Consider the following 19,497-nt stretch of genomic DNA (forward strand, 5'->3'; position numbering starts at 1 on the left):
TCAGCTCTTGGCCGCGGCGGCCTTGGCCGTCTTGGCCTTGCCGGCGGCCGGAGCGGGAACCGTCTTCGCTGCCTCGTCGGCCACGACGGCGCCTGCGGCGTCCGCGCCCGGCTCGGCTCCGAGTTCGGCCTCTCGCCTGACACCGATGCCCAGCTTCTCCAGGATCTTCTTCTCGATCTCATTGGCGAGATCGGGGTTGTCCTTCAGGAAGTTCCGGGCGTTCTCCTTGCCCTGCCCGAGCTGGTCGCCCTCGTACGTGTACCAGGCGCCCGCCTTCCGTACGAAGCCGTTCTCCACGCCCATGTCGATCAGGCCGCCCTCGCGGCTGATGCCCTGGCCGTAGAGGATGTCGAACTCGGCCTGCTTGAAGGGCGGCGAGACCTTGTTCTTGACGACCTTCACCCGGGTGCGGTTGCCGACCGCGTCGGTACCGTCCTTCAGGGTCTCGATCCGGCGGATGTCGAGCCGTACGGACGCGTAGAACTTCAGCGCCCGGCCACCGGTGGTGGTCTCCGGGGAGCCGAACATGACGCCGATCTTCTCGCGGAGCTGGTTGATGAAGATCGCGGTGGTCTTGGACTGGTTCATCGCGCCGGTGATCTTGCGGAGCGCCTGACTCATCAGCCGGGCCTGCAGACCCACGTGCGAGTCGCCCATCTCACCCTCGATCTCCGCACGCGGCACCAGCGCCGCGACGGAGTCGATGACGACCAGGTCGAGCGCGCCGGAGCGGATCAGCATGTCGACGATTTCCAGCGCCTGCTCGCCGTTGTCCGGCTGGGACAGGATGAGGTTGTCGATGTCGACGCCGAGCTTCCTCGCGTACTCGGGGTCGAGTGCGTGCTCGGCGTCGATGAAGGCCACCTGGCCGCCGAGCCGCTGCGCGTTCGCCACCGCGTGCAGCGTCAGCGTCGTCTTGCCTGAGGACTCCGGCCCGTACACCTCGACCACCCGGCCGCGCGGCAGGCCGCCGACACCGAGCGCGACGTCAAGGGCGGTCGACCCGGTGGGGATGACCTCGATGGGCTCGTTGGGCCGCTCACCCAGGCGCATCACCGCGCCCTTGCCGAATTGCCGTTCAATCTGGGCGAGAGCGGCGTCCAGCGCCTTCTCGCGGTCGTTGCCTGCTGCCATGGGTTCCACCCGATTTGCTTGAGTCGATCGCTTCACGTCAATGACGCTAACCCCTGCCACTGACAATGGGCTCCGAAGCCCGTCCCACCTGTGGATAACCTGGCGGACAACTCGGTGGACAACGCAGTGGACAACCGGTCGACGGTTCGTCCGAGTACCGGGCCAGAACCCCATAAGAACGGCTGTTCGATTTTACTGTCAAGCGCACCACGCGGATGTTCAGCCGTCGGTGTCCTCGGCGCCGTTCCCCGGTCGCGGGACCCGCCCCTGGAACAGGGAGCCCCTGGGCCGCACAGGCACCGTGGCCGCGTCCCGGCGCCCCGCTGCGTCACGGAGTCCGCGCCTGCCCTGGACACGCGGATCGTCCGTCACGTCGTACCGCTTCACATAGGCGCCCAGGAACGCCTGGAGGGTCGCCACCGCCGGAATGGCGATCAGCGCACCGACCGCCCCCAGCAGCGCGGTACCCACGATGACCGAACCGAAGGCCACCGCGGGGTGGATGTCGACGGCTTTCGCCGTGAGCTTCGGCTGGAGCCCGTAGTTCTCGAACTGCTGGTAGATCACCACGAAGACCAGCACCCACAGCGCGTACCAGGGGTTCACCGTGAAGGCGAGCAGCATGGGCAGGGCGCCCGCCAGATATGTGCCGATGGTCGGGATGAACTGGGAGACGAGTCCGACCCACACGGCGAGCGCGGGGGCGTACGGCACATTCAGCGCGATCAGCAGGATGTAGTGCGCGACGCCGGAGATCAGCGCCATCACACCGCGCGAGTAGAGGTAACCGCCGGTCTTGTCGACCGCGATCTCCCAGGCCCGCAGCACCTCGGTCTGCTTCGACGGCGGCAGTACGGAGCACAGTGCGCGCCGCAGCCGTGGCCCGTCGGCCGCGAAGTAGAAGGCGAACAGGAAGATCGTCAGAAGCCGGAAGAGACCGCCCAGCACGGTGGTCGACACGTCGAGCACACCGCTCGCGCTGTTCTGGACGTACTTCTGCAGCCAGTCCGAGTGGAGCAGGCTGTCCTGGACCTGTACCCGCGACAGCTCGCTGTGGAAGGTGTGGTTGGTCCAGTTGATCAGCAGGTCCAGGTACTTGGGGAACTCCTCGACCATGTCCACGATCTGCCCGGCCAGCATCGAGCCGAGCAGGAAGACGAAGCCGGCCGCCGCGAGCGCCACCCCGGAGAAGACCAGGAAGGTGGCGAGACCGCGGCGCATTCCGCGCGCCGCCATGCGCCCCACCGCCGGCTCGATCGCGAGAGCCAGGAAGAACGCGATGAGGATGTTGGTCAGCAACCCGATGAGCTGGTAGAACGCCCAGCTGCCCAGCTGGAAGCAGGCGACGAGGGCGAGGGCGAGCACCATGGCCCTGGGCAGCCAGCGTGGCATCGACGCGCGGCCCGGCGCGTCACGCCCGGCGGCGGGAGGGGGCGGCGCGGCGCCCGGAGTCCGGTCCTCAGTCGTCCCGCCCGCGGTCGTCCGGTCCGCGGCGGTCCGGTCGGTGGTCGTCCGGTCCGCGGCGGTCTCGTCCCGGGTCATCTGGTCCTCGGCAGTCTCATCGGTCATCGGTCGGTGGCACAGGCGGTCGGAGGCACAGGCCCAGTCTCGCGTACCCGTGTGACACCCCGGCCGCCCGCCCCGGGCCCAGCCGCGCTCAGCGCCGGTCCTCGGGGATGCCCGCCGCCTCGCAGACGCCCCGCCAGACGTCCTTCGTCTCCCAGCCGGCGGCCAGTGCCTCGTGCACCGTACGGCCGCCCAGCTCCGCCATCACATGGTCGCGAGCGAACGAGTCGGCGTACCCCTCGCCGAAGTGCTCCGCCATCCGCTCCCAGAAAATCGTCAACCGCATGACTTCAGTATCCAGCCCCTGAGAGTGCAGCCTCGCCCGCCGCCCTTGCCCTGGGCTCTTTCCGCTCTACCTTCGGAACATGGCTGGAACAGGAGCATCTCCTCTCGCACGCGCCGAGCACTTCATCTGGCTGACGGCCCGGGTGCTGGAACAGCGGCGGTTCGCGTACCACTTCCTCGACGGACGCGCCGACGCGGTGGAAGCCGCCCTCGCCGCCCATCTCAACGAGGACGGCGGCTACGGACACGCGCTCGAACCCGATCTGCGCGGCCCGATGAGCCAGCCGCTGCACACGGCGCACGCCCTGCACGTACTCGACTCCGTGGGGCGCTGCGGCGGTATGCGGGTGGAGCGGGTGTGCCGGTATCTGACCGAGGTGTCCACCAGGGACGGCGCACTCCCCGCGGTCCACCCCTCACAGCGCGGCTACCCGTGCGCGCCCTTCATCCCGGTCGTCGACGACCCGCCCAGCGAGTTGCTGGCCACCGGGCCCGTGGTGGGCGTGCTGCACCGTAACGAGGTCTGGCACGCCTGGCTCTTCCGGGCGACCGACTTCTGCTGGAACGCGGTCGACGCGCTGGAGCACTCCCACCCGTACGAGATCCAGGCGGCGGTCGCCTTCCTGGACGGCGTCCCCGACCGGTCACGGGCCGAGGCGGCGGCCGACCGGCTGGGCCGGCTGGTGCGGGAGCAGCGGCTGGCCGTGCTGGACCCGGCGGACCGTGCGTCGTATCCGGTCGCGCCCGGGTACGCGCCGGGGGAACAGCATTTTCCGTACGACTACGCGCGGGTGCCCGGCTCCCTGGCGCGCGGCTGGTTCACCGACGAGGAGATGGCCCGTTCGCTGGACTTCCTGGCGGGCGAGCAGCGCGAGGACGGCGGCTGGCCGGTCAACTGGCGTTCCTGGGCGCCGGGCCCGCAGATCGAGGCGCGGCCCATGGTGACGGTCCAGGCACTGCTGACGCTGCGGGCCCACGGCCGCGACATCGCCTGACCGCTCGCCCGCCGCTGTTCCCCATGACTCCGTGACTTCCGTTGTTTCCCCAGGTCCGGGCGGTTGTCAGTGGCGGGGTGCACGATGGGGACATGGTGAGGTCAGCGCTCGACTCCTTCTCCCCCGCGACCCGTAGCTGGTTCACGGGGGCCTTCTCCGCGCCCACCCCGGCCCAGGACGGCGCGTGGCGGGCGATCGGTGCGGGGTCCGACGTGCTGGTCGTGGCCCCGACCGGCTCCGGCAAGACGCTCGCGGCGTTCCTGGCCGCCCTCGACCAGCTGGCGTCAGCGCCACCGCCCGCCGAAGCCAGGAAGCGCTGCCGGGTCCTGTATGTCTCCCCGCTCAAGGCACTCGCCGTCGACGTCGAGCGCAATCTCCGCAGCCCGCTCACCGGCATCCGCCAGGAGTCGGTGCGGCTCGGGCTGCCGGAGCCCGACCTGCGTGTCGGTATCCGCTCCGGCGACACCCCCGCCGCCGAGCGGCGGTCGATGGCGCTCCGGCCACCGGACATCCTGATCACCACCCCCGAGTCGCTGTTCCTGATGCTCACGTCGTCCGCGCGTGACGCGCTGGCGGGCGTCGAGACGGTGATTCTCGACGAGGTCCACGCGGTGGCCGGTACGAAGCGGGGGGCGCATCTCGCCGTCTCCCTGGAGCGGCTGGACGAGCTGCTGCCGCGCCCGGCCCGCCGTATCGGGCTGTCCGCGACGGTCAGGCCGGTGGACGAGATCGCCCGCTATCTCTCACCGCAGCGCAAGGCCGAGATCGTGCAGCCACCCTCCGGCAAGGAGTTCGACCTCTCGGTGGTCGTCCCCGTTGAGGACCTCGGTGAGCTGGGCGGCTCCCCGGCGTCCGACACGGACCCGGACAAGGCGGAGAAGCCCTCCATCTGGCCGCATGTCGAGGAGCGCATCGCGGATCTGGTCCAGGCACACCGCTCGACGATCGTCTTCGCCAACTCCCGCCGGCTGGCGGAGCGCCTGTGCAACAGGCTGAACGAGATCGCGTACGAGCGGGCCACCGGCGAGATCATGCCGGAGGCCCACTCCCCCGCCGAGGTGATGGCCGAGTCGGGCGCCGCCAAGGGCGCGCCGGCGCTGCTCGCCCGCGCCCACCACGGCTCGGTGTCCAAGGAGCAGCGGGCCCAGGTCGAGGAGGATCTCAAGGCGGGCCGGCTGCCTGCCGTGGTGGCCACCTCAAGTCTTGAGCTCGGGATCGATATGGGGGCGGTCGATCTGGTCATCCAGGTCGAGTCACCGCCGTCGGTGGCCTCCGGCCTCCAGCGGGTGGGGCGCGCGGGGCACCAGGTGGGCGCCGTCTCCACGGGCGTCGTCTTCCCCAAGTACCGGGGGGACCTGGTGCAGGCCGCCGTGGTGACCGAGCGGATGCGGACCGGCTCGATCGAGGCGCTGCGGGTCCCGTCGAACCCGCTGGACGTACTGGCTCAGCAGCTGGTCGCCATGGTGGCTCTCGACAGCTGGCAGGCCGACGACCTGCTGGCGGTGGTGCGCCGCGCGGCACCGTTCGCCGCGCTTCCCGAGTCCGCCTTCACGGCGGTCCTGGACATGCTCGCCGGACGCTATCCGTCGGACGCCTTCGCGGAGTTGCGTCCGCGCGTGGTGTGGGACCGGATCGCCGGTACGGTCACGGGCCGCCCAGGGGCGCAGCGCCTCGCTGTCACCTCCGGCGGCACCATCCCCGACCGCGGCCTCTTCGGAGTCTTCCTCGCCGGTGCCGACCCCAAGAAGGGCGGCGGGCGGGTCGGCGAACTGGACGAGGAGATGGTCTACGAGTCCAGGGTGGGCGACGTCTTCACCCTCGGCACCACGTCCTGGCGTATCGAGGACATCACCCGCGACCGGGTGCTGGTCACCCCGGCCCCGGGCGTGCCGGGCCGGCTGCCGTTCTGGAAGGGCGACCAGCTGGGCCGCCCGCTCGAACTGGGCCGCGCCGTGGGCGCGTTCCTCCGTGAGGTGGGCGGCCTCGCCCCGGACGACGCCCGGCTGCGGCTGCTCGCTGCCGGACTCGATGCCTGGGCCGCTGACAACGTCCTCTCCTACCTGGACGAGCAGCGCCGCGCCTGCGGCCATGTGCCGGACGACCGGACCATCGTCGTGGAGCGGTTCCGGGACGAGCTGGGCGACTGGCGGGTGGTCGTCCACTCCCCGTTCGGCGCGCAGGTGCACGCACCCTGGGCGCTCGCACTCGGCGCCAAGCTCTCCGAGCGGTACGGGATGGATGCCCAGGTCATGCACGCCGACGACGGGATCGTGCTGCGGCTCCCCGACGCCGATCTGATGGGCCTCGACCTGCTGGACGGCGATCCGGCCGCACCGGGCGTCGAGTACGACACCGAGCAGGCCCCGCTCGGAGCGGCCGACGTGGCCTTCGACAAGGGCGAGATCAATCAGATCGTCACCGACCAGGTCGGCAGCTCGGCCCTCTTCGCCTCCCGTTTCCGTGAGTGCGCCGCCCGCGCCCTCCTCCTGCCGCGCCGCAGCCCCGGCAAGCGGACACCACTGTGGCAGCAGCGCCAGCGGGCCTCTCAACTCCTCCAGGTCGCGAGCGAGTTCGGCTCGTTTCCCATCGTCCTGGAAGCCGTACGTGAATGCCTTCAGGACGTGTTCGACGTACCGGGTCTCACCGAGCTGATGGGCGACATCGAGTCGCGCCGCGTCCGCCTCGTCGAGGTCACCACGGCCGAGCCCTCACCGTTCGCCCGCTCGCTGCTCTTCGGCTATGTCGCCCAGTTCCTGTACGAGGGCGACTCCCCGCTCGCCGAGCGCCGGGCGGCGGCCCTCTCGCTGGACTCCCGGCTCCTTGCCGAGCTGCTCGGACGGGCCGAGCTGCGCGAGCTGCTGGACGCCGACGTGCTGGACGAGCTGGAGCGCGAGCTCCAGTGGCTGACGGATGACCGGCGGATCAAGGACGCCGAGGGGGTCGCGGACCGGCTGCGGCTGCTCGGCCCGCTGACCGACGCCGAGCTGGCCGAGCGCGGGGCGGAGCCGCACTGGGCATCCGGCCTCGCGGCCTCCCGCCGGGCCATCCGGGTCCGTATCGCGGGCACCGGCCACTGGGCGGCGATCGAGGACGCGGGCAGACTGCGTGACGCGCTCGGCACCGCCCTCCCGGTGGGCGTCCCCGAGGCCTTCACCGAGCCGGTCAAGGATCCACTCGGCGATCTGCTCTCCCGCTTCGCACGGACACACGGCCCGTTCACCTCGTCGACGGCGGCGGCCCGCTTCGGCCTGGGCAGCGCGGTCACGGACGGCGCGCTGCAGCGGCTCGCCTCGGCGGGCCGGGTCGTCCAGGGCGAGTTCCACCCGTCCGGCATCGGCCAGGAGTGGTGCGACGCCACGGTGCTGCGCAGGCTCCGCCGCCGCTCCCTCGCGGCACTGCGCGAGGAGCTCGAACCGGTACCGCCCGAGGCGCTCGCCTCGTTCCTGCCGCAGTGGCAGCACCTCGGGGCCGGCAGTCTGCGGGGCATCGACGGCCTGGCGCGCGCCGTCGAGCAGCTCCAGGGGGCGCCCGTCCCCGCCTCCGCCCTGGAGAGACTGATCCTGCCGTCACGGGTCTCCGGTTACACACCGGCGCTCCTGGACGAACTCACCACCACCGGGGAGGTCCTCTGGGCCGGTGCGGGCGCTCTCCCCGGCAAGGACGGCTGGATCTCCCTCTTCCTCGCGGACAGCGCACCGCTGCTCGTTCCACCACCCCACCCACTGGAACTGAGCGCACTGCACGAGTCCGTTCTCCAGGCCCTGGCCCCCGGCTACGGACTCTTCTTCCGCCAGCTCAAGGACCACGTCCGCGCCACCACCCACCCGGACTGCACCGATCCCCAACTGGCCGACGCCATCTGGGACCTGGCCTGGTCGGGGAGGCTGACCAACGACACCCTGGCTCCGCTCCGCTCCCTGCTCGGCTCGGGCCGGACGGCCGGCTCCACCGCCCACCGGGCCCGCCGCATGGTCCCGCGGGGGCGGTACGGCACCCTCACCGCGGCGGCGCGCCCCGTCTCGCGGACCGGCCCGCCGACCGTGGCGGGCCGGTGGTCCCTGCTCCCGGCCGCCGAGCCGGAGGCGACCCACCGCGCGCACGCCCTGGCCCGTACGCTCCTGGACCGGCACGGTGTCGTCACCCGCGGCGCGGTATCGGCCGAGGGGGTCGAGGGCGGCTTCTCCGCGGTCTACCGCATCCTCTCCGCGTTCGAGGACAGCGGGCAGGCACGGCGGGGCTATGTCGTGGAGGGCCTGGGCGCGGCCCAGTTCGCGATGGACGGCGCGGTCGACCGGCTGCGCGCGGCGGCCACCGCCCGCGACCGTACGGATTCAGGGGCGCCGGGCCGGGCACTGGTGCTCGCCGCGGCGGATCCGGCGAACGCGTACGGAGCGGCGCTGCCCTGGCCGGAGTCCCCGGGCGGGGTGGGCCACAAGCCCGGACGCAAGGCGGGCGCTCTGGTCGTCCTGGTGGACGGAGAGCTGATCCTCTACATGGAGCGCGGTGGCAAGAGCCTGCTGGCCTGGCCCACCGAGCCCGACCACCCCGGACTGCTGGCCGCCGGACAGGCACTTGCCGCGGCGGCGGCTTCGGGCGCGCTGGGCACCGTGACCGTGGAGCGCACCAACGGCGCGTCCGCCCTCACCTCCGACCTGGGCCGGACCCTGGAGGCAGCCGGTTTCGTCGCCACGCCGAGGGGGCTGCGGCTGAGAGGCTGACGGTGGCGGCCCCGAATCAGTGAGGAGCCCGCACCGAATGGCCCGCATCATGGAGACATGCCCGAAGGAGACAGCGTCCACCAGGCCGCCCGGCGGCTGCACACGGCGCTCGCCGGCCACACCGTCACCCGGTTCGACCTGCGCGTTCCGCGATTCGCCACCGCCGACCTCACCGGGCGGACCATCCTCGACGTCACCCCGCGCGGCAAACATCTGCTGATGCGCATCGAGGGCGGCCTCACCCTGCACAGCCATCTGCGGATGGACGGCGCCTGGAAGGTCTACGCACCGGGCGAGCGCTGGCGCGGCGGCCCCTCGTACGAGATCCGCGCCGTGATCGGAACGGCCGGGCACACCGCCGTCGGCTACCGCCTCCCCGTGCTGGAACTGCTACGGACCGCCGAGGAGAGCACGGTCGTGGGCCACCTCGGCCCGGATCTCCTGGGCCCCGACTGGGAGCCGGGCAGAGCGCTCACCAACCTGCTGGCAGATCCCGGCCGACCGCTCGTCGAAGCCCTTCTCGACCAGCGCAACCTCGCCGGTATCGGCAATGTCTTCGCTGCGGAGATCTGCTTCGTACTGCGCGCCACGCCCTGGCTGCCCGTTGGCGAACTGCCCCGGCCGGAAAGAGCGGTGACCGTCGCGAAGAAACTCCTGGAGGCCAACCGCGACCGCCCGGTCCGCACCACGACGGGCCGGCCGAACCAACGTCTGTACGTCTACGGACGCGCGCCCCGCCCCTGTCTGCGCTGCGGCACCTCCGTACGCCGGGCCAACCGGACCGACAGCGGCAACGCCAGCCGTGAACGCCCGACGTACTGGTGCCCCACCTGCCAAACGGGCCCCACCAGCCTCGCCGCCCCCGGCAGTCCCACCGACCCCGCCGTCCCCACCAAGCCCCAGCCCCCGCCCACCCTCTAGTTGACGGGCCGTCAGTTTCAGTCGTACGGTCCCGTCATGCCCGTCACGGCGTACGAACTCACCGGCCGCACCGCGTTCATCACCGGCGCCGCGAGCGGCATCGGCCGCGCCAGCGCGGTACTTCTGGCGGAAGCAGGCGCGACCGTCCACTGCGCGGACCGCGACGAAGCGGGCCTGCGCGAGACCGTGTCCACGATCGCCCGAGCGGGCGGCGCCGCACATCCGCATCCGCTGGACGTCTCCGACCGCAGCAGCGTGGAGGCAGCCGTCGAGGCGGCCGCCGCGGCCTCGGGCCGGCTGGACGTTCTGGCGGCCGTCGCGGGGATCATGCACAGCAGTCCGGTACTGGAGACACGGGACGAGGATCTGGACCGCGTCCTCGCCGTCAACTTCAAGGGCGTGCTGTACGCCTGCCAGGCCACGGCCCGCAGCATGATCGCGACCGGTACGGCGGGAAGCATCGTCACGATGGCGTCGGGCGCCGTGGACACCGGCGGGCCGGGGCTGCTCTGCTACGGCGTGACGAAAGCGGCCGTCTTCCAGCTGACGAAGACACTCGCGACCGAGGTCGGCCCGCACGGAATCCGGGTCAACGCGGTCGCCCCCGGCTGGATCCGTACCCCCATGACGGAGCGGCACAACAACAGCGAAGCCCAGGCACACACCGCGGCCCTGATGTCCCGGATGTCGCCGCTGGGCCGGGTGGGCGCACCCGAGGAGATCGCGCATGCCGTACTGCACCTGGCATCCGACGCCGCCGCGTTCACGACGGGTCAGATCCTGCGCCCGAACGGCGGCGTCGCCATGCCCTGGTAGAACGGCGCACAGCAGACCGAAGCAGCGCAGGCCGAGACAGAGCGGATAGGCGCAGAGCAGCCCGGGGCGCAGCAGAACGAGACACAGCAGACCGGCGCCGCCACGCCCCGGCGGAGCGCCGGGAACCTACTCGCCGCCACGCCGGGGAGCGGCCGCCCGGAAGCTCGACCACATGCACCGGCAGCAGGCTCAGCCCCCACCCTCCGACTGCGACAGCGCCTTCCAGCGGCCCGGACTCACCGGGCGCCAGCACCAGTCGCAGGACGGCCCACCACCACATACCGCCCGCTATTAAAGCCAGCATCACCGCCGGCACCCACCGCTGGACCACGGCCGCTTCCTCCGGCTGACGCCGGTGCCGCACCCGGAAAGGCGCACCGATGCCTAGCACGGCCCAGCACCCGGGAGCCCTTTCCGACCGCGCCACCGCCGGTGACACCGACCGGCGCACCGACCGGGCCTCATCACCCGGCGGGAGGGCGCCCAAGGCGCCCGCCCGGCGCGTATCCGCACGGTTACGCGTTCTCCGCCTGGTACATCCAGGCGTGCTTCTCCAGGGCGGCGGTGACCCCGATGAGCAGATCCTGCGTCACCGGGTCCGGAGCATCGGTCGCCGCGATCCGCTCCCGCATCCGCGTGATGACGGCGCCGAGCGCTGCCACCAGCGTCCGTACGGCGTCGGTGTCGCTGATCCGCCCCTCGGCGACCTCCCGGATCGCGCTGGTCTTGGAAACCGTCGAGGCCCGGCCGTCCGGCGTCACACCGATCGCCGAGGCCCGCTCGGCCACCGTGTCCGTGTACTGCCTCGCGGTGTCGACCACCTCGTCGAGCTGGAGATGGACCGACCGGAAGCGCGGCCCGACCACGTTCCAGTGCACCTGCTTGGCGACCAGCGACAGATCCACCAGATCCGCGAGCGCGCCCTGCAGCGCGTCTCCGACCACCTTCAGGTCGGCTTCGGGCAGAGAGCTCTTCACGCCTGACATGCGAGGCCTCCCATGTGTTCGTACGTTTCCATCACCATGGCACAAATATCCATAAAGCGGACACCCAGGGCGGAAAAATGGCTCCGTCCGGCCCCTGAGGACCGGCCGGAGCCGTAAGCACGTACTAGGCCGCTACTACATTCACGGCTTCGGCGGGCGCCTTGATCGTGACCCGCTCGGCAGGAACACCCGCGACCGACGTCACGGAAACGGAATTGAGCATCGAGCGTACCGGCACCGGTACGGGCTCAGTCGACGCTGCCGACTCGGCCAGCTCCGCGAGCGACAGCTCGTCACTCACTTCCCGCATGAGCTCGGACATCCGTACGTCAAGCGCGTCGCAGATAGCGGAGAGCAGCTCGGAGGATGCCTCCTTCTGCCCCCGCTCCACCTCGGACAGATAACCGAGAGAGACTCGGGCGGACGAGGAGACTTCGCGCAGAGTACGGCCCTGGCGCTGGCGCTGCCGACGCAGCACGTCACCCAACAGGCGACGGAGCAGAATCATCGGTGGCTCCCTCCTCGGACCGCGTAGCCGCATCCTTCACGCCCCACCGTACCGCCTTGCGCCGCGGCCGTGCGGGGAGCGATGTCGTGTTCACTCAGGGCTGCAAACATCAATTCCCCCCGTTCTCTTCCGTATCCTGTGTCCGCGCATTCGCGCGGAGTTCATCGCAGAGCAGTCCGAGAACACCCAGCACGCTCTCCCTACGGATTTCCGCCCGGTCCCCGTTCAACCGCAGCGGGGCCATATTCTCTGCCCCGCCGGGTCCGCAAACCGCGACGTACACCGTCCCGACCGGCTGCCCGTCCTGCATGTCAGGACCGGCGACTCCGGTGGTGGCCATCCCCCAGTCCGCGCCCAGCACCCTTCGCACCCCGGCCGCCATCTGCCGGGCGACCCCGGGGTCCACCGCGCCGCGCTCGGCCAGCAGAGCCCCGTCGACGCCGAGGACTTCCTGCTTGAGGGGCGTTGCGTACGCCGTGACGGACCCGCGGAAGACCCGGGAGGCGCCAGAGACGGAAGTGAGCTCGGCGGCCAGCAGACCACCGGTCAGCGACTCGGCGACGGCGAGGGTCTCGCCCCGGGCCGCCAGGAGCTCCAGCACCCGGGCCGCCGAACTCACCGGGCGGCCCGCTCGGCCGCGAGCCCCTTGCGGCGTGCGGTCACGGCCTGCTGCACGTAGTCGAGCCCGGTCACCACGGTCAGTACCACGGCGACCGCCATCACCCAGAACCGCATGGTCGCCAGCGGTCCGGTCAGGGCCAGCACGTACATCCCGACCGCCGCGCCTTGCGCGAGTGTCTTGATCTTGCCGCCGCGGCTGGCCGGAATGACCGCGTGCCTGATCACCCAGAACCGCATCAGGGTGATCCCGAGCTCCCGGAACAGAATCACGCCGGTCACCCACCAGGGCAGATCCCCGAGGTACGAGAGACAGATCAGCGCTGCTCCCATGATCGCCTTGTCGGCGATGGGGTCGGCGATCTTCCCGAAGTCGGTGACCAGGTTGTACGTACGTGCCAGATGGCCGTCGAAGACATCGGTGATCATCGCGACGGCGAAGGCCGCCCAGGCCCAGGCCCGCCAGACCGGGTCGTAGCCCCCGTCATGGAGCAGCAGCAGCACGAACCCCGGCACGAGCACCAGCCGCACCATGGTCAGCAGATTCGCGACGTTCCACAGACTGACCTGGTTGACCACCGCAGCGCCCAGCTTTCCGGCGGGCGCCGGCTTGGCACCGGTACCGCCCGTAGCGGATGCCGGGACTCCGGTCATCTGGCTGCCTCCTCACCAAGACATTCGGCCACCAGGTCGACACCTTCGGTCCCGACCACCTTCGCCACGACCATACGGCCGGGGACCAGGCCCTCGCTTGCCGTGAACACGACCTGCCCGTCCGTCTCGGGCGCCTGGTGCGCGGCCCGGCCCACGGCGCCGTCCTCGCCGTCCACGGACTCCACCAGCACCGAGAGGGTCTCTCCCAGCCGCTCCTCGGCCCGCTGCGCGGTCAGCTCATCGGCGAGCCGCGAGATGTGTTCGAGCCGTTCGGCGATGACCTCCGCGTCCAGCTTGTTCTCGTAGCCGACCGCCTCGGTGCCGTCCTCGTCGGAGTAGCCGAAGACCCCGATGGCGTCGAGCCGCGCGCCGGTGAGGAAGCGCTCCAGTTCGGCCAGGTCGCTCTCGGTCTCGCCGGGGAAGCCCACAATGAAGTTGGAGCGCGCACCGGCCTGAGGCGCCTTGCCGCGGATCGTGTCGAGCAGTTCCAGGAACCGGTCGGTGTCCCCGAAGCGGCGCATCGCGCGGAGCACTCCGGGCGCCGAGTGCTGGAAGGAGAGGTCGAAGTACGGGGCGACCTTCGGCGTCGACGTCAGGACGTCGATGAGCCCGGGCCGCATCTCGGCGGGCTGCAGATAGCTGACCCGGATCCGCTCGATGCCCTCGACCTCGGCGAGCTCGGGCAGCAGCGTCTCCAGGAGCCGGATGTCGCCGAGGTCCTTGCCGTACGAGGTGTTGTTCTCGGAGACCAGCATGACCTCCTTGACACCCTGTTCGGCAAGCCAGCGCGTCTCCCCGAGCACATCGGACGGGCGCCGCGAGATGAAGGAGCCGCGGAAGGACGGGATGGCACAGAAGGAGCACCGCCGGTCGCAGCCTGAGGCCAGCTTCACGGAGGCCACCGGGCTGTCGCCGAGTCTGCGGCGCAGCGGTGCCCGCGGCCCGGAGACCGGCGCGACACCCTCCGGCAGGTCGTCCGGCGGGGTGTCCTGCGCATGGCCGGGAAGCGCCACACCGGCCGTCCCCTGGCGCTCGGCCGGGCTGATCGGCAGCAGCTTACGGCGGTCCCGCGGGGTGTGCGAGGCGTGGATCCCGCCGTTCAGAATGGTCTGGAGGCGGTCGGAGATATCGGCGTAGTCGTCGAATCCGAGGATCCCGTCGGCCTCGGGCAGCGCTTCGGCGAGATCCTTGCCGTACCGCTCGGCCATACAGCCGACGGCTACGACGGCCTGCGTCCTGCCGTGATCCTTGAGATCGTTGGCTTCGAGCAGGGCGTCGACGGAGTCCTTCTTGGCGGCTTCGACGAATCCACAGGTGTTGACGACGGCCACGTCCGCGGCGGCGGCGTCCTCGACGAGGTCCCAGCCGTCCGCTGCCAAGCGGCCTGCGAGCTCCTCCGAGTCCACCTCGTTACGGGCGCAGCCAAGAGTGACAAGGGCGACGGTACGGCGTTCGGGCATGGGCTCAAGACTACTTTGTCCCGGCCCACGCCCGTTCCGCGAGGGTGATCAGCCCGCCTCGGGGTCGCCCTTGGTGTACGAGAGACGCTCGACCTGGCCGGTCTGGAAGTCGTTGTGGACGTCCTTGCCGTTGACGAACAACTGGATCGCGCCGGCGTTGCCGAGGATCAGATCGACCTGCTGCGCGTCCGTGAAGGTCTTGGACTCGCCCTTGGCCAGCACACCGTCGAAGAGCAGCTTTCCGTTGTGTGCCTTCGCGGAGATCCAGCTCTTGTCGTCGACGGCGGACAGCTTCACCGTCACCTTGTCCTTCGGCACGGCCGCGATGGCGCTGTCCGAAGCGGCGGGAGTGCTGGGCTTGGGATCGGCCGGCTTGCTGGGCTTGGGGCTGGCCCCCTTCGTGGCGGTCGTGGGGCCTTCGGCGACCTGCTTGCCGCCCTTGGTGCTGCTGCCGCCGCTGAACGCGGTGAACCCGACGAAGCCGACCACGACGACGATCGCCGCGACCATGGCCGCCGTCCAGTTCGGGCGGCGGCGCTCCGGCTTGATGCGTTCCGCTTCGAAGAGCGGTGCGACCGGGGTGGGTTCGGGACGGCCGCCGTGCTCCGCGTCGTACTGGTCGACCAGAGCCGCCGGGTCGACGGCGACGGCGCGCGCCAGCGTGCGGATGTGACCGCGGGCGTACACATCGCCGCCGCAGCGGGAGAAGTCGTCCTGCTCGATCGCGTGCACGATGGGGATGCGCACCCGTGTCACCGAGCTGACTTCCTCAACCGTCAGACCTGCGGCGATCCGTGCCTGGTGGAGGGTGTGACCGATGGAAGGGCGGTCGTCTTCGGGGGAGTTGCCGATGGACACGTGGGCGCCTTTCGAGCGTGAGCCACCTGCTGGATGTTCAGTCTAGGGGGGCGGTGAAAGGGTGGAGCAACCTGAGCGCGCACTTTGTACGCCATCAGGTCGGCGGATCATCGGACGACCCGCCGGACGGGCCGGGAGACAACCCGGGTGCGGGACATCCCCGGTCCTTTTCTCTCCGGTTCCTGTCCAAATTGACGTACGGCCGGGGGAAACGGTTGCCCTCCGATGGGCTACGGCTCGGTCTCTCCGCGGATGACCGCTAGCACACCGTCGACTTCGTCCGGTTTCACCAGCACATCGCGGGCCTTCGAGCCCTCGCTGGGCCCGACGATGTTCCGCGATTCCATAAGATCCATCAGCCGGCCCGCCTTCGCGAAGCCGACGCGCAGCTTGCGCTGGAGCATCGACGTCGAGCCGAACTGAGTGGAGACGACCAGTTCGGCCGCCTGGCAGAGCAGATCGAGATCGTCGCCGATGTCTCCGTCGATCTCCTTCTTCTTGGCCGTCCCGACCATCACGTCGTCGCGGAAGACCGGTGCCATCTGGTCCTTGCAGTGCTGGACGATCTCACCGACCTCCTCCTCGGTGACGAAGGCGCCCTGCATACGGGTCGGTTTGTTCGCCCCCATCGGGAGGAAGAGCCCGTCGCCCTTGCCGATCAGCTTCTCGGCCCCCGGCTGGTCGAGAATGACCCGGCTGTCGGCGAGCGAGGAGGTGGCGAAGGCGAGGCGCGAGGGCACGTTGGCCTTGATCAGACCGGTGACGACGTCGACCGACGGCCGCTGGGTGGCCAGAACCAGGTGGATGCCGGCGGCCCGCGCGAGCTGGGTGATCCGGACGATGGAGTCCTCGACGTCACGCGGCGCGACCATCATCAGGTCGGCGAGCTCGTCGACGATGACCAGCAGATACGGATACGGGGAGAGCTCGCGCTCGCTGCCCTCGGGTGCTTTGGCCTTGCCGCTGCGCACGGCCTGGTTGAAGTCGTCGATGTGCCGGTAGCCGTACGCCGCGAGGTCGTCGTACCGCAGGTCCATCTCGCGCACGACCCACTGGAGCGCCTCGGCGGCCTTCTTGGGGTTGGTGATGATCGGGGTGATCAGGTGCGGGATGCCCTCGTACGCGGTCAGCTCGACGCGCTTGGGGTCGACCAGCACCATCCGTACGTCCTCGGGTGTGGCCCGCACCATCACCGAGGTGATCAGGCAGTTGATGCAGGAGGACTTCCCGGAGCCGGTCGCGCCCGCGACCAGGACGTGCGGCATCTTCGCCAGGTTGGCCATCACGTAGCCGCCCTCGACGTCCTTGCCGAGCGCCACCAGCATCGGGTGGTCGTCCTCGGCCGCGTCCGCGAGGCGCAGCACATCGCCGAGGTTGACCATCTCGCGGTCGGTGTTGGGGATCTCGATACCGACCGCGGACTTTCCCGGGATCGGAGAGATGATCCGCACGTCCGGGCTGGCCACCGCGTAGGCGATGTTCTTGGTGAGCGCGGTGATCCGCTCGACCTTCACGGCCGGGCCCAGCTCCACCTCGTAGCGGGTGACGGTCGGGCCACGGGTGAAGCCGGTGACGGCCGCGTCGACCTTGAACTCCATGAAGACGTTCGACAGCGAGGCGACGACCGCGTCGTTGGCGGCGCTGCGGGTCTTGCCCGGGCCACCGCGCACCAGCAGGTCCAGCGAGGGCAGCGAGTAGGTGATGTCGCCGGAGAGCTGGAGCTGTTCGGCGCGGGAGGGCAGCGGCTGGGACTCGGGCGGCTTCGGGGACTTCTTGGTCAGGTCGGGTACGGCGGCCCCCGGCCCCCCGGACTTCGCGGCTCCCGCCGACTCGCGGGCCGACGGCACGGGCGCTGCGGCCGGCGTGCCGGACGGGGTGGCCTCGGGGCGTTCGACGGAGACGCCCTGGGTCAGATCCGCGACGAGCGGGGAGGGCGGCAGCCCGTGCAGCACGGCTCCGTCCAGCGCGGCGGCAGCCGCGGCCGCGACATCCACGGCGTCCATCGGCCGGCCGGGCGCGGGCTGTACGGAGGGCCTGCGCGGCTTGCCGCGGCGCTTGGTGAGCGCCTGCTCCTCGGCGGCTTCGGCGTCGTAGAACTCGGAGGTACGGCCGCGCGGTGCGGCCGGGCGGCGCCCGGCCGGCAGCGACTCGCGCCACTGCTCCTCGTACCGCTCGTCGTCTTCCTCGTGCGCCCCGCCAGTGGCCGGCTCGGGGTCGACGATGCCCAGCCGGGCCCCGAGCGCCCTGAGCCGGTGCGGAATGGCGGTGACGGGGGTGGCTGTGACGACCAGCAGCCCGAAGACGGTCAGCAGCAGGAGGAGCGGTACCGCGAGGACGTCGCCCATCAGGAAGATCAGCGGCTTGGACGCGGCCCAGCCGATCAGGCCGCCGGCGTCCTGCATGGCCGATGTGCCGTCCCCGCGGCCGGGAGCGCCGCAGGCGATGTGGACCTGGCCGAGCACCCCGAGGACCAGTGCGGAGAGCCCGATGACGATCCGGCCGTTCGCCTCCGGCTTCTCCGGGTGGAGGATCAGCCGTACGGCGATGGCGCCCAGCAGTATCGGGACCAGCAGGTCGAGCCTGCCGAACGCACCGGTGATCAGCATCTCGACCAGATCGCCGACCGGGCCGTGCAGATTCGACCAGGTGCCGGCCGCGATGACGAGCGCCAGACCGAGGAGGAGCAGGGCGACCCCGTCCTTGCGGTGGGCCGGGTCGAGGCCCTTCGCGCCCCGTCCTATGCCGCGGAACATCGCCCCCACGCCGTGGGCGGCTCCGAGCCAGACGGCCCGTACGAGCCGGTACACGCCGCCGGTAGGGGACGGCGCCGGTTTCGGTGCGGGCTTCGCCGCCGCCTTCTTGGCGGGTGCGCGCTTCGCGGGGGCGGTCTTCTTGGCAGCGGTCTTCTTCACCGGAGCCGCCTTCTTGGCTGGGCCGGTACGGCCGGCACGCGGCTTGGCGGTGCCCGCCGCCCCTGGGGAACCCTTGCCGGACGTACGTGAGGCCATGGAGCCGAGGTTACCTGTGTCCGCCGCGACGGACACGTGTGCTGACCGCTTCACCCGTTCGTGTCGCCAAGGTGAACACACCTTCTTGACGCGCGGCAACGCGTGGTGACACGCCCTCAGCAGCGGCCACTGACGGACAGGCCGTCAACTCTGCGAGGGGAGCGCGGCAGCCGGGCCACCCGTGCCCGGCTCCAGCGCGTCCAGTGCCCTGCGGAGACCGGTGAGTTTGCGCTCCAGATGGGCCGCGGTCGCGACCGCGGCAGCGTCAGCCGACTCCTCGTCGAGCTGCTTGGAGAGCGCCTCGGCCTGCTCCTCAACTGCCGCGAGCCGTGCGGACAGTTCGGCCAGCAGCCCGGCGGGCTCCTTGGTGTCGCCGACGGCGGGAGTGCTGCCGTCGAGCTGGAGGCGCAGCAGCGCCGCCTGCTCACGCAGTTGGCAGTTCTTCATGTAGAGCTCGACGAAGACCGACACCTTCGCGCGCAGCACCCACGGGTCGAAGGGCTTCGAGATGTAATCCACAGCCCCCGCGGCGTACCCCGGAACGTGTGGTGCGGCCCGTGGTTGATCGCGGTGAGGAAGATGATCGGGATGTCCCGGGTCCGCTCCCGCCGCTTGATGTGCGCTGCGGTCTCGAAACCGTCCATCCCCGGCATCTGGACGTCCAGCAGAATCACTGCGAAATCATCCGTCAGCAGCGCTTTCAGCGCTTCCTCCCCGGACGATGCCCGCACCAGTGTCTGATCGAGCGCGGAGAGAATGGCCTCCAGCGCCAGCAGATTCTCCGGCCGGTCATCGACCAGGAGGATCTTGGCCTTCTGCACCATGGCCCGTCCTCCTCGTCCCGGCAGTGCACCGGGCGCCGCCCCAGGGGACAGCTCCGTAACGCCGTCCGTCCTTGTGCCGGTCATGGTAACCGCACCCCGCCCGTCGCCACACCCTGTCACCGCTATGTCACCGCGATGTCACGGCA

The 19,497-nt window shown here is 70.7% G+C and carries 14 protein-coding genes and 1 pseudogene; 4 read left to right on the forward strand and 11 right to left on the reverse strand.

Annotated elements, in window-relative coordinates; all coding sequences use genetic code 11:
• The 3 genes from recA to OG452_RS07890 form a co-directional block, all read right to left on the reverse strand.
• On the reverse strand, positions 1-1,134 hold the full coding sequence (gene recA, locus OG452_RS07880) for a recombinase RecA (RefSeq protein WP_327294905.1): 1,134 nt from the start codon (positions 1,132-1,134) through the stop codon (positions 1-3).
• Between the two features lie 219 nt (positions 1,135-1,353).
• The gene (locus OG452_RS07885) at positions 1,354-2,526 is read right to left on the reverse strand and encodes an AI-2E family transporter (RefSeq protein ID WP_327299549.1); all 1,173 of its coding nucleotides are present in this window, start codon (positions 2,524-2,526) and stop codon (positions 1,354-1,356) included.
• A gap of 265 nt (positions 2,527-2,791) precedes the next feature.
• On the reverse strand, positions 2,792-2,986 hold the full coding sequence (locus OG452_RS07890) for a DUF3046 domain-containing protein (RefSeq protein WP_327294906.1): 195 nt from the start codon (positions 2,984-2,986) through the stop codon (positions 2,792-2,794).
• A 79-nt stretch (positions 2,987-3,065) separates the two neighbouring features.
• Here OG452_RS07890 and OG452_RS07895 point away from each other — a divergent pair, with 79 nt between their 5' ends.
• From OG452_RS07895 to OG452_RS07910, 4 genes are all read left to right on the forward strand, one after another.
• Positions 3,066-3,980, forward strand: a complete 915-nt coding sequence (locus tag OG452_RS07895) for a hypothetical protein (protein ID WP_327294907.1) — start codon at positions 3,066-3,068, stop codon at positions 3,978-3,980.
• 92 nt (positions 3,981-4,072) lie between these two features.
• Positions 4,073-8,698, forward strand: coding sequence for an ATP-dependent helicase (locus OG452_RS07900; protein ID WP_327294908.1), 4,626 nt, complete (start codon positions 4,073-4,075; stop codon positions 8,696-8,698).
• 57 nt (positions 8,699-8,755) lie between these two features.
• Positions 8,756-9,619: an Fpg/Nei family DNA glycosylase gene (locus OG452_RS07905; RefSeq protein WP_327294909.1), complete on the forward strand. Its 864-nt coding sequence runs from the start codon at positions 8,756-8,758 to the stop codon at positions 9,617-9,619.
• Between the two features lie 36 nt (positions 9,620-9,655).
• Positions 9,656-10,435 carry an SDR family NAD(P)-dependent oxidoreductase gene (locus OG452_RS07910; RefSeq protein WP_327294910.1) on the forward strand — a complete coding sequence of 260 codons (780 nt, stop codon included), beginning with the start codon at positions 9,656-9,658 and terminating at the stop codon, positions 10,433-10,435.
• Between the two features lie 515 nt (positions 10,436-10,950).
• Here the strand turns inward: OG452_RS07910 and OG452_RS07915 are convergent.
• The 8 genes and pseudogenes from OG452_RS07915 to OG452_RS07950 form a co-directional block, all read right to left on the reverse strand.
• On the reverse strand, positions 10,951-11,421 hold the full coding sequence (locus OG452_RS07915) for a Dps family protein (protein WP_327294911.1): 471 nt from the start codon (positions 11,419-11,421) through the stop codon (positions 10,951-10,953).
• A gap of 124 nt (positions 11,422-11,545) precedes the next feature.
• Positions 11,546-11,929 (reverse strand): helix-turn-helix domain-containing protein, encoded by a 384-nt coding sequence (locus tag OG452_RS07920; RefSeq protein ID WP_327294912.1) that lies wholly within the window; start codon positions 11,927-11,929, stop codon positions 11,546-11,548.
• Between the two features lie 109 nt (positions 11,930-12,038).
• On the reverse strand, positions 12,039-12,548 hold the full coding sequence (locus tag OG452_RS07925) for a CinA family protein (RefSeq protein ID WP_327294913.1): 510 nt from the start codon (positions 12,546-12,548) through the stop codon (positions 12,039-12,041).
• The gene (pgsA, locus tag OG452_RS07930) at positions 12,545-13,201 is read right to left on the reverse strand and encodes a CDP-diacylglycerol--glycerol-3-phosphate 3-phosphatidyltransferase (protein ID WP_327294914.1); all 657 of its coding nucleotides are present in this window, start codon (positions 13,199-13,201) and stop codon (positions 12,545-12,547) included. Before pgsA ends, OG452_RS07925 begins: the two co-directional genes overlap by 4 nt.
• On the reverse strand, positions 13,198-14,661 hold the full coding sequence (gene rimO, locus OG452_RS07935) for a 30S ribosomal protein S12 methylthiotransferase RimO (RefSeq protein WP_327294915.1): 1,464 nt from the start codon (positions 14,659-14,661) through the stop codon (positions 13,198-13,200). Before rimO ends, pgsA begins: the two co-directional genes overlap by 4 nt.
• 48 nt (positions 14,662-14,709) lie before the next feature.
• Positions 14,710-15,519 (reverse strand): helix-turn-helix domain-containing protein, encoded by an 810-nt coding sequence (locus OG452_RS07940; protein WP_327294916.1) that lies wholly within the window; start codon positions 15,517-15,519, stop codon positions 14,710-14,712.
• A 230-nt stretch (positions 15,520-15,749) separates the two neighbouring features.
• Positions 15,750-18,527, reverse strand: coding sequence for a DNA translocase FtsK (locus tag OG452_RS07945; RefSeq protein WP_327294917.1), 2,778 nt, complete (start codon positions 18,525-18,527; stop codon positions 15,750-15,752).
• A 144-nt stretch (positions 18,528-18,671) separates the two neighbouring features.
• Positions 18,672-19,351: pseudogene (locus OG452_RS07950) on the reverse strand (response regulator).
• Positions 19,352-19,497 lie beyond the last annotated feature (146 nt).

This window comes from Streptomyces sp. NBC_01197, from assembly GCF_036010505.1.
Lineage (GTDB): Bacteria > Actinomycetota > Actinomycetes > Streptomycetales > Streptomycetaceae > Streptomyces.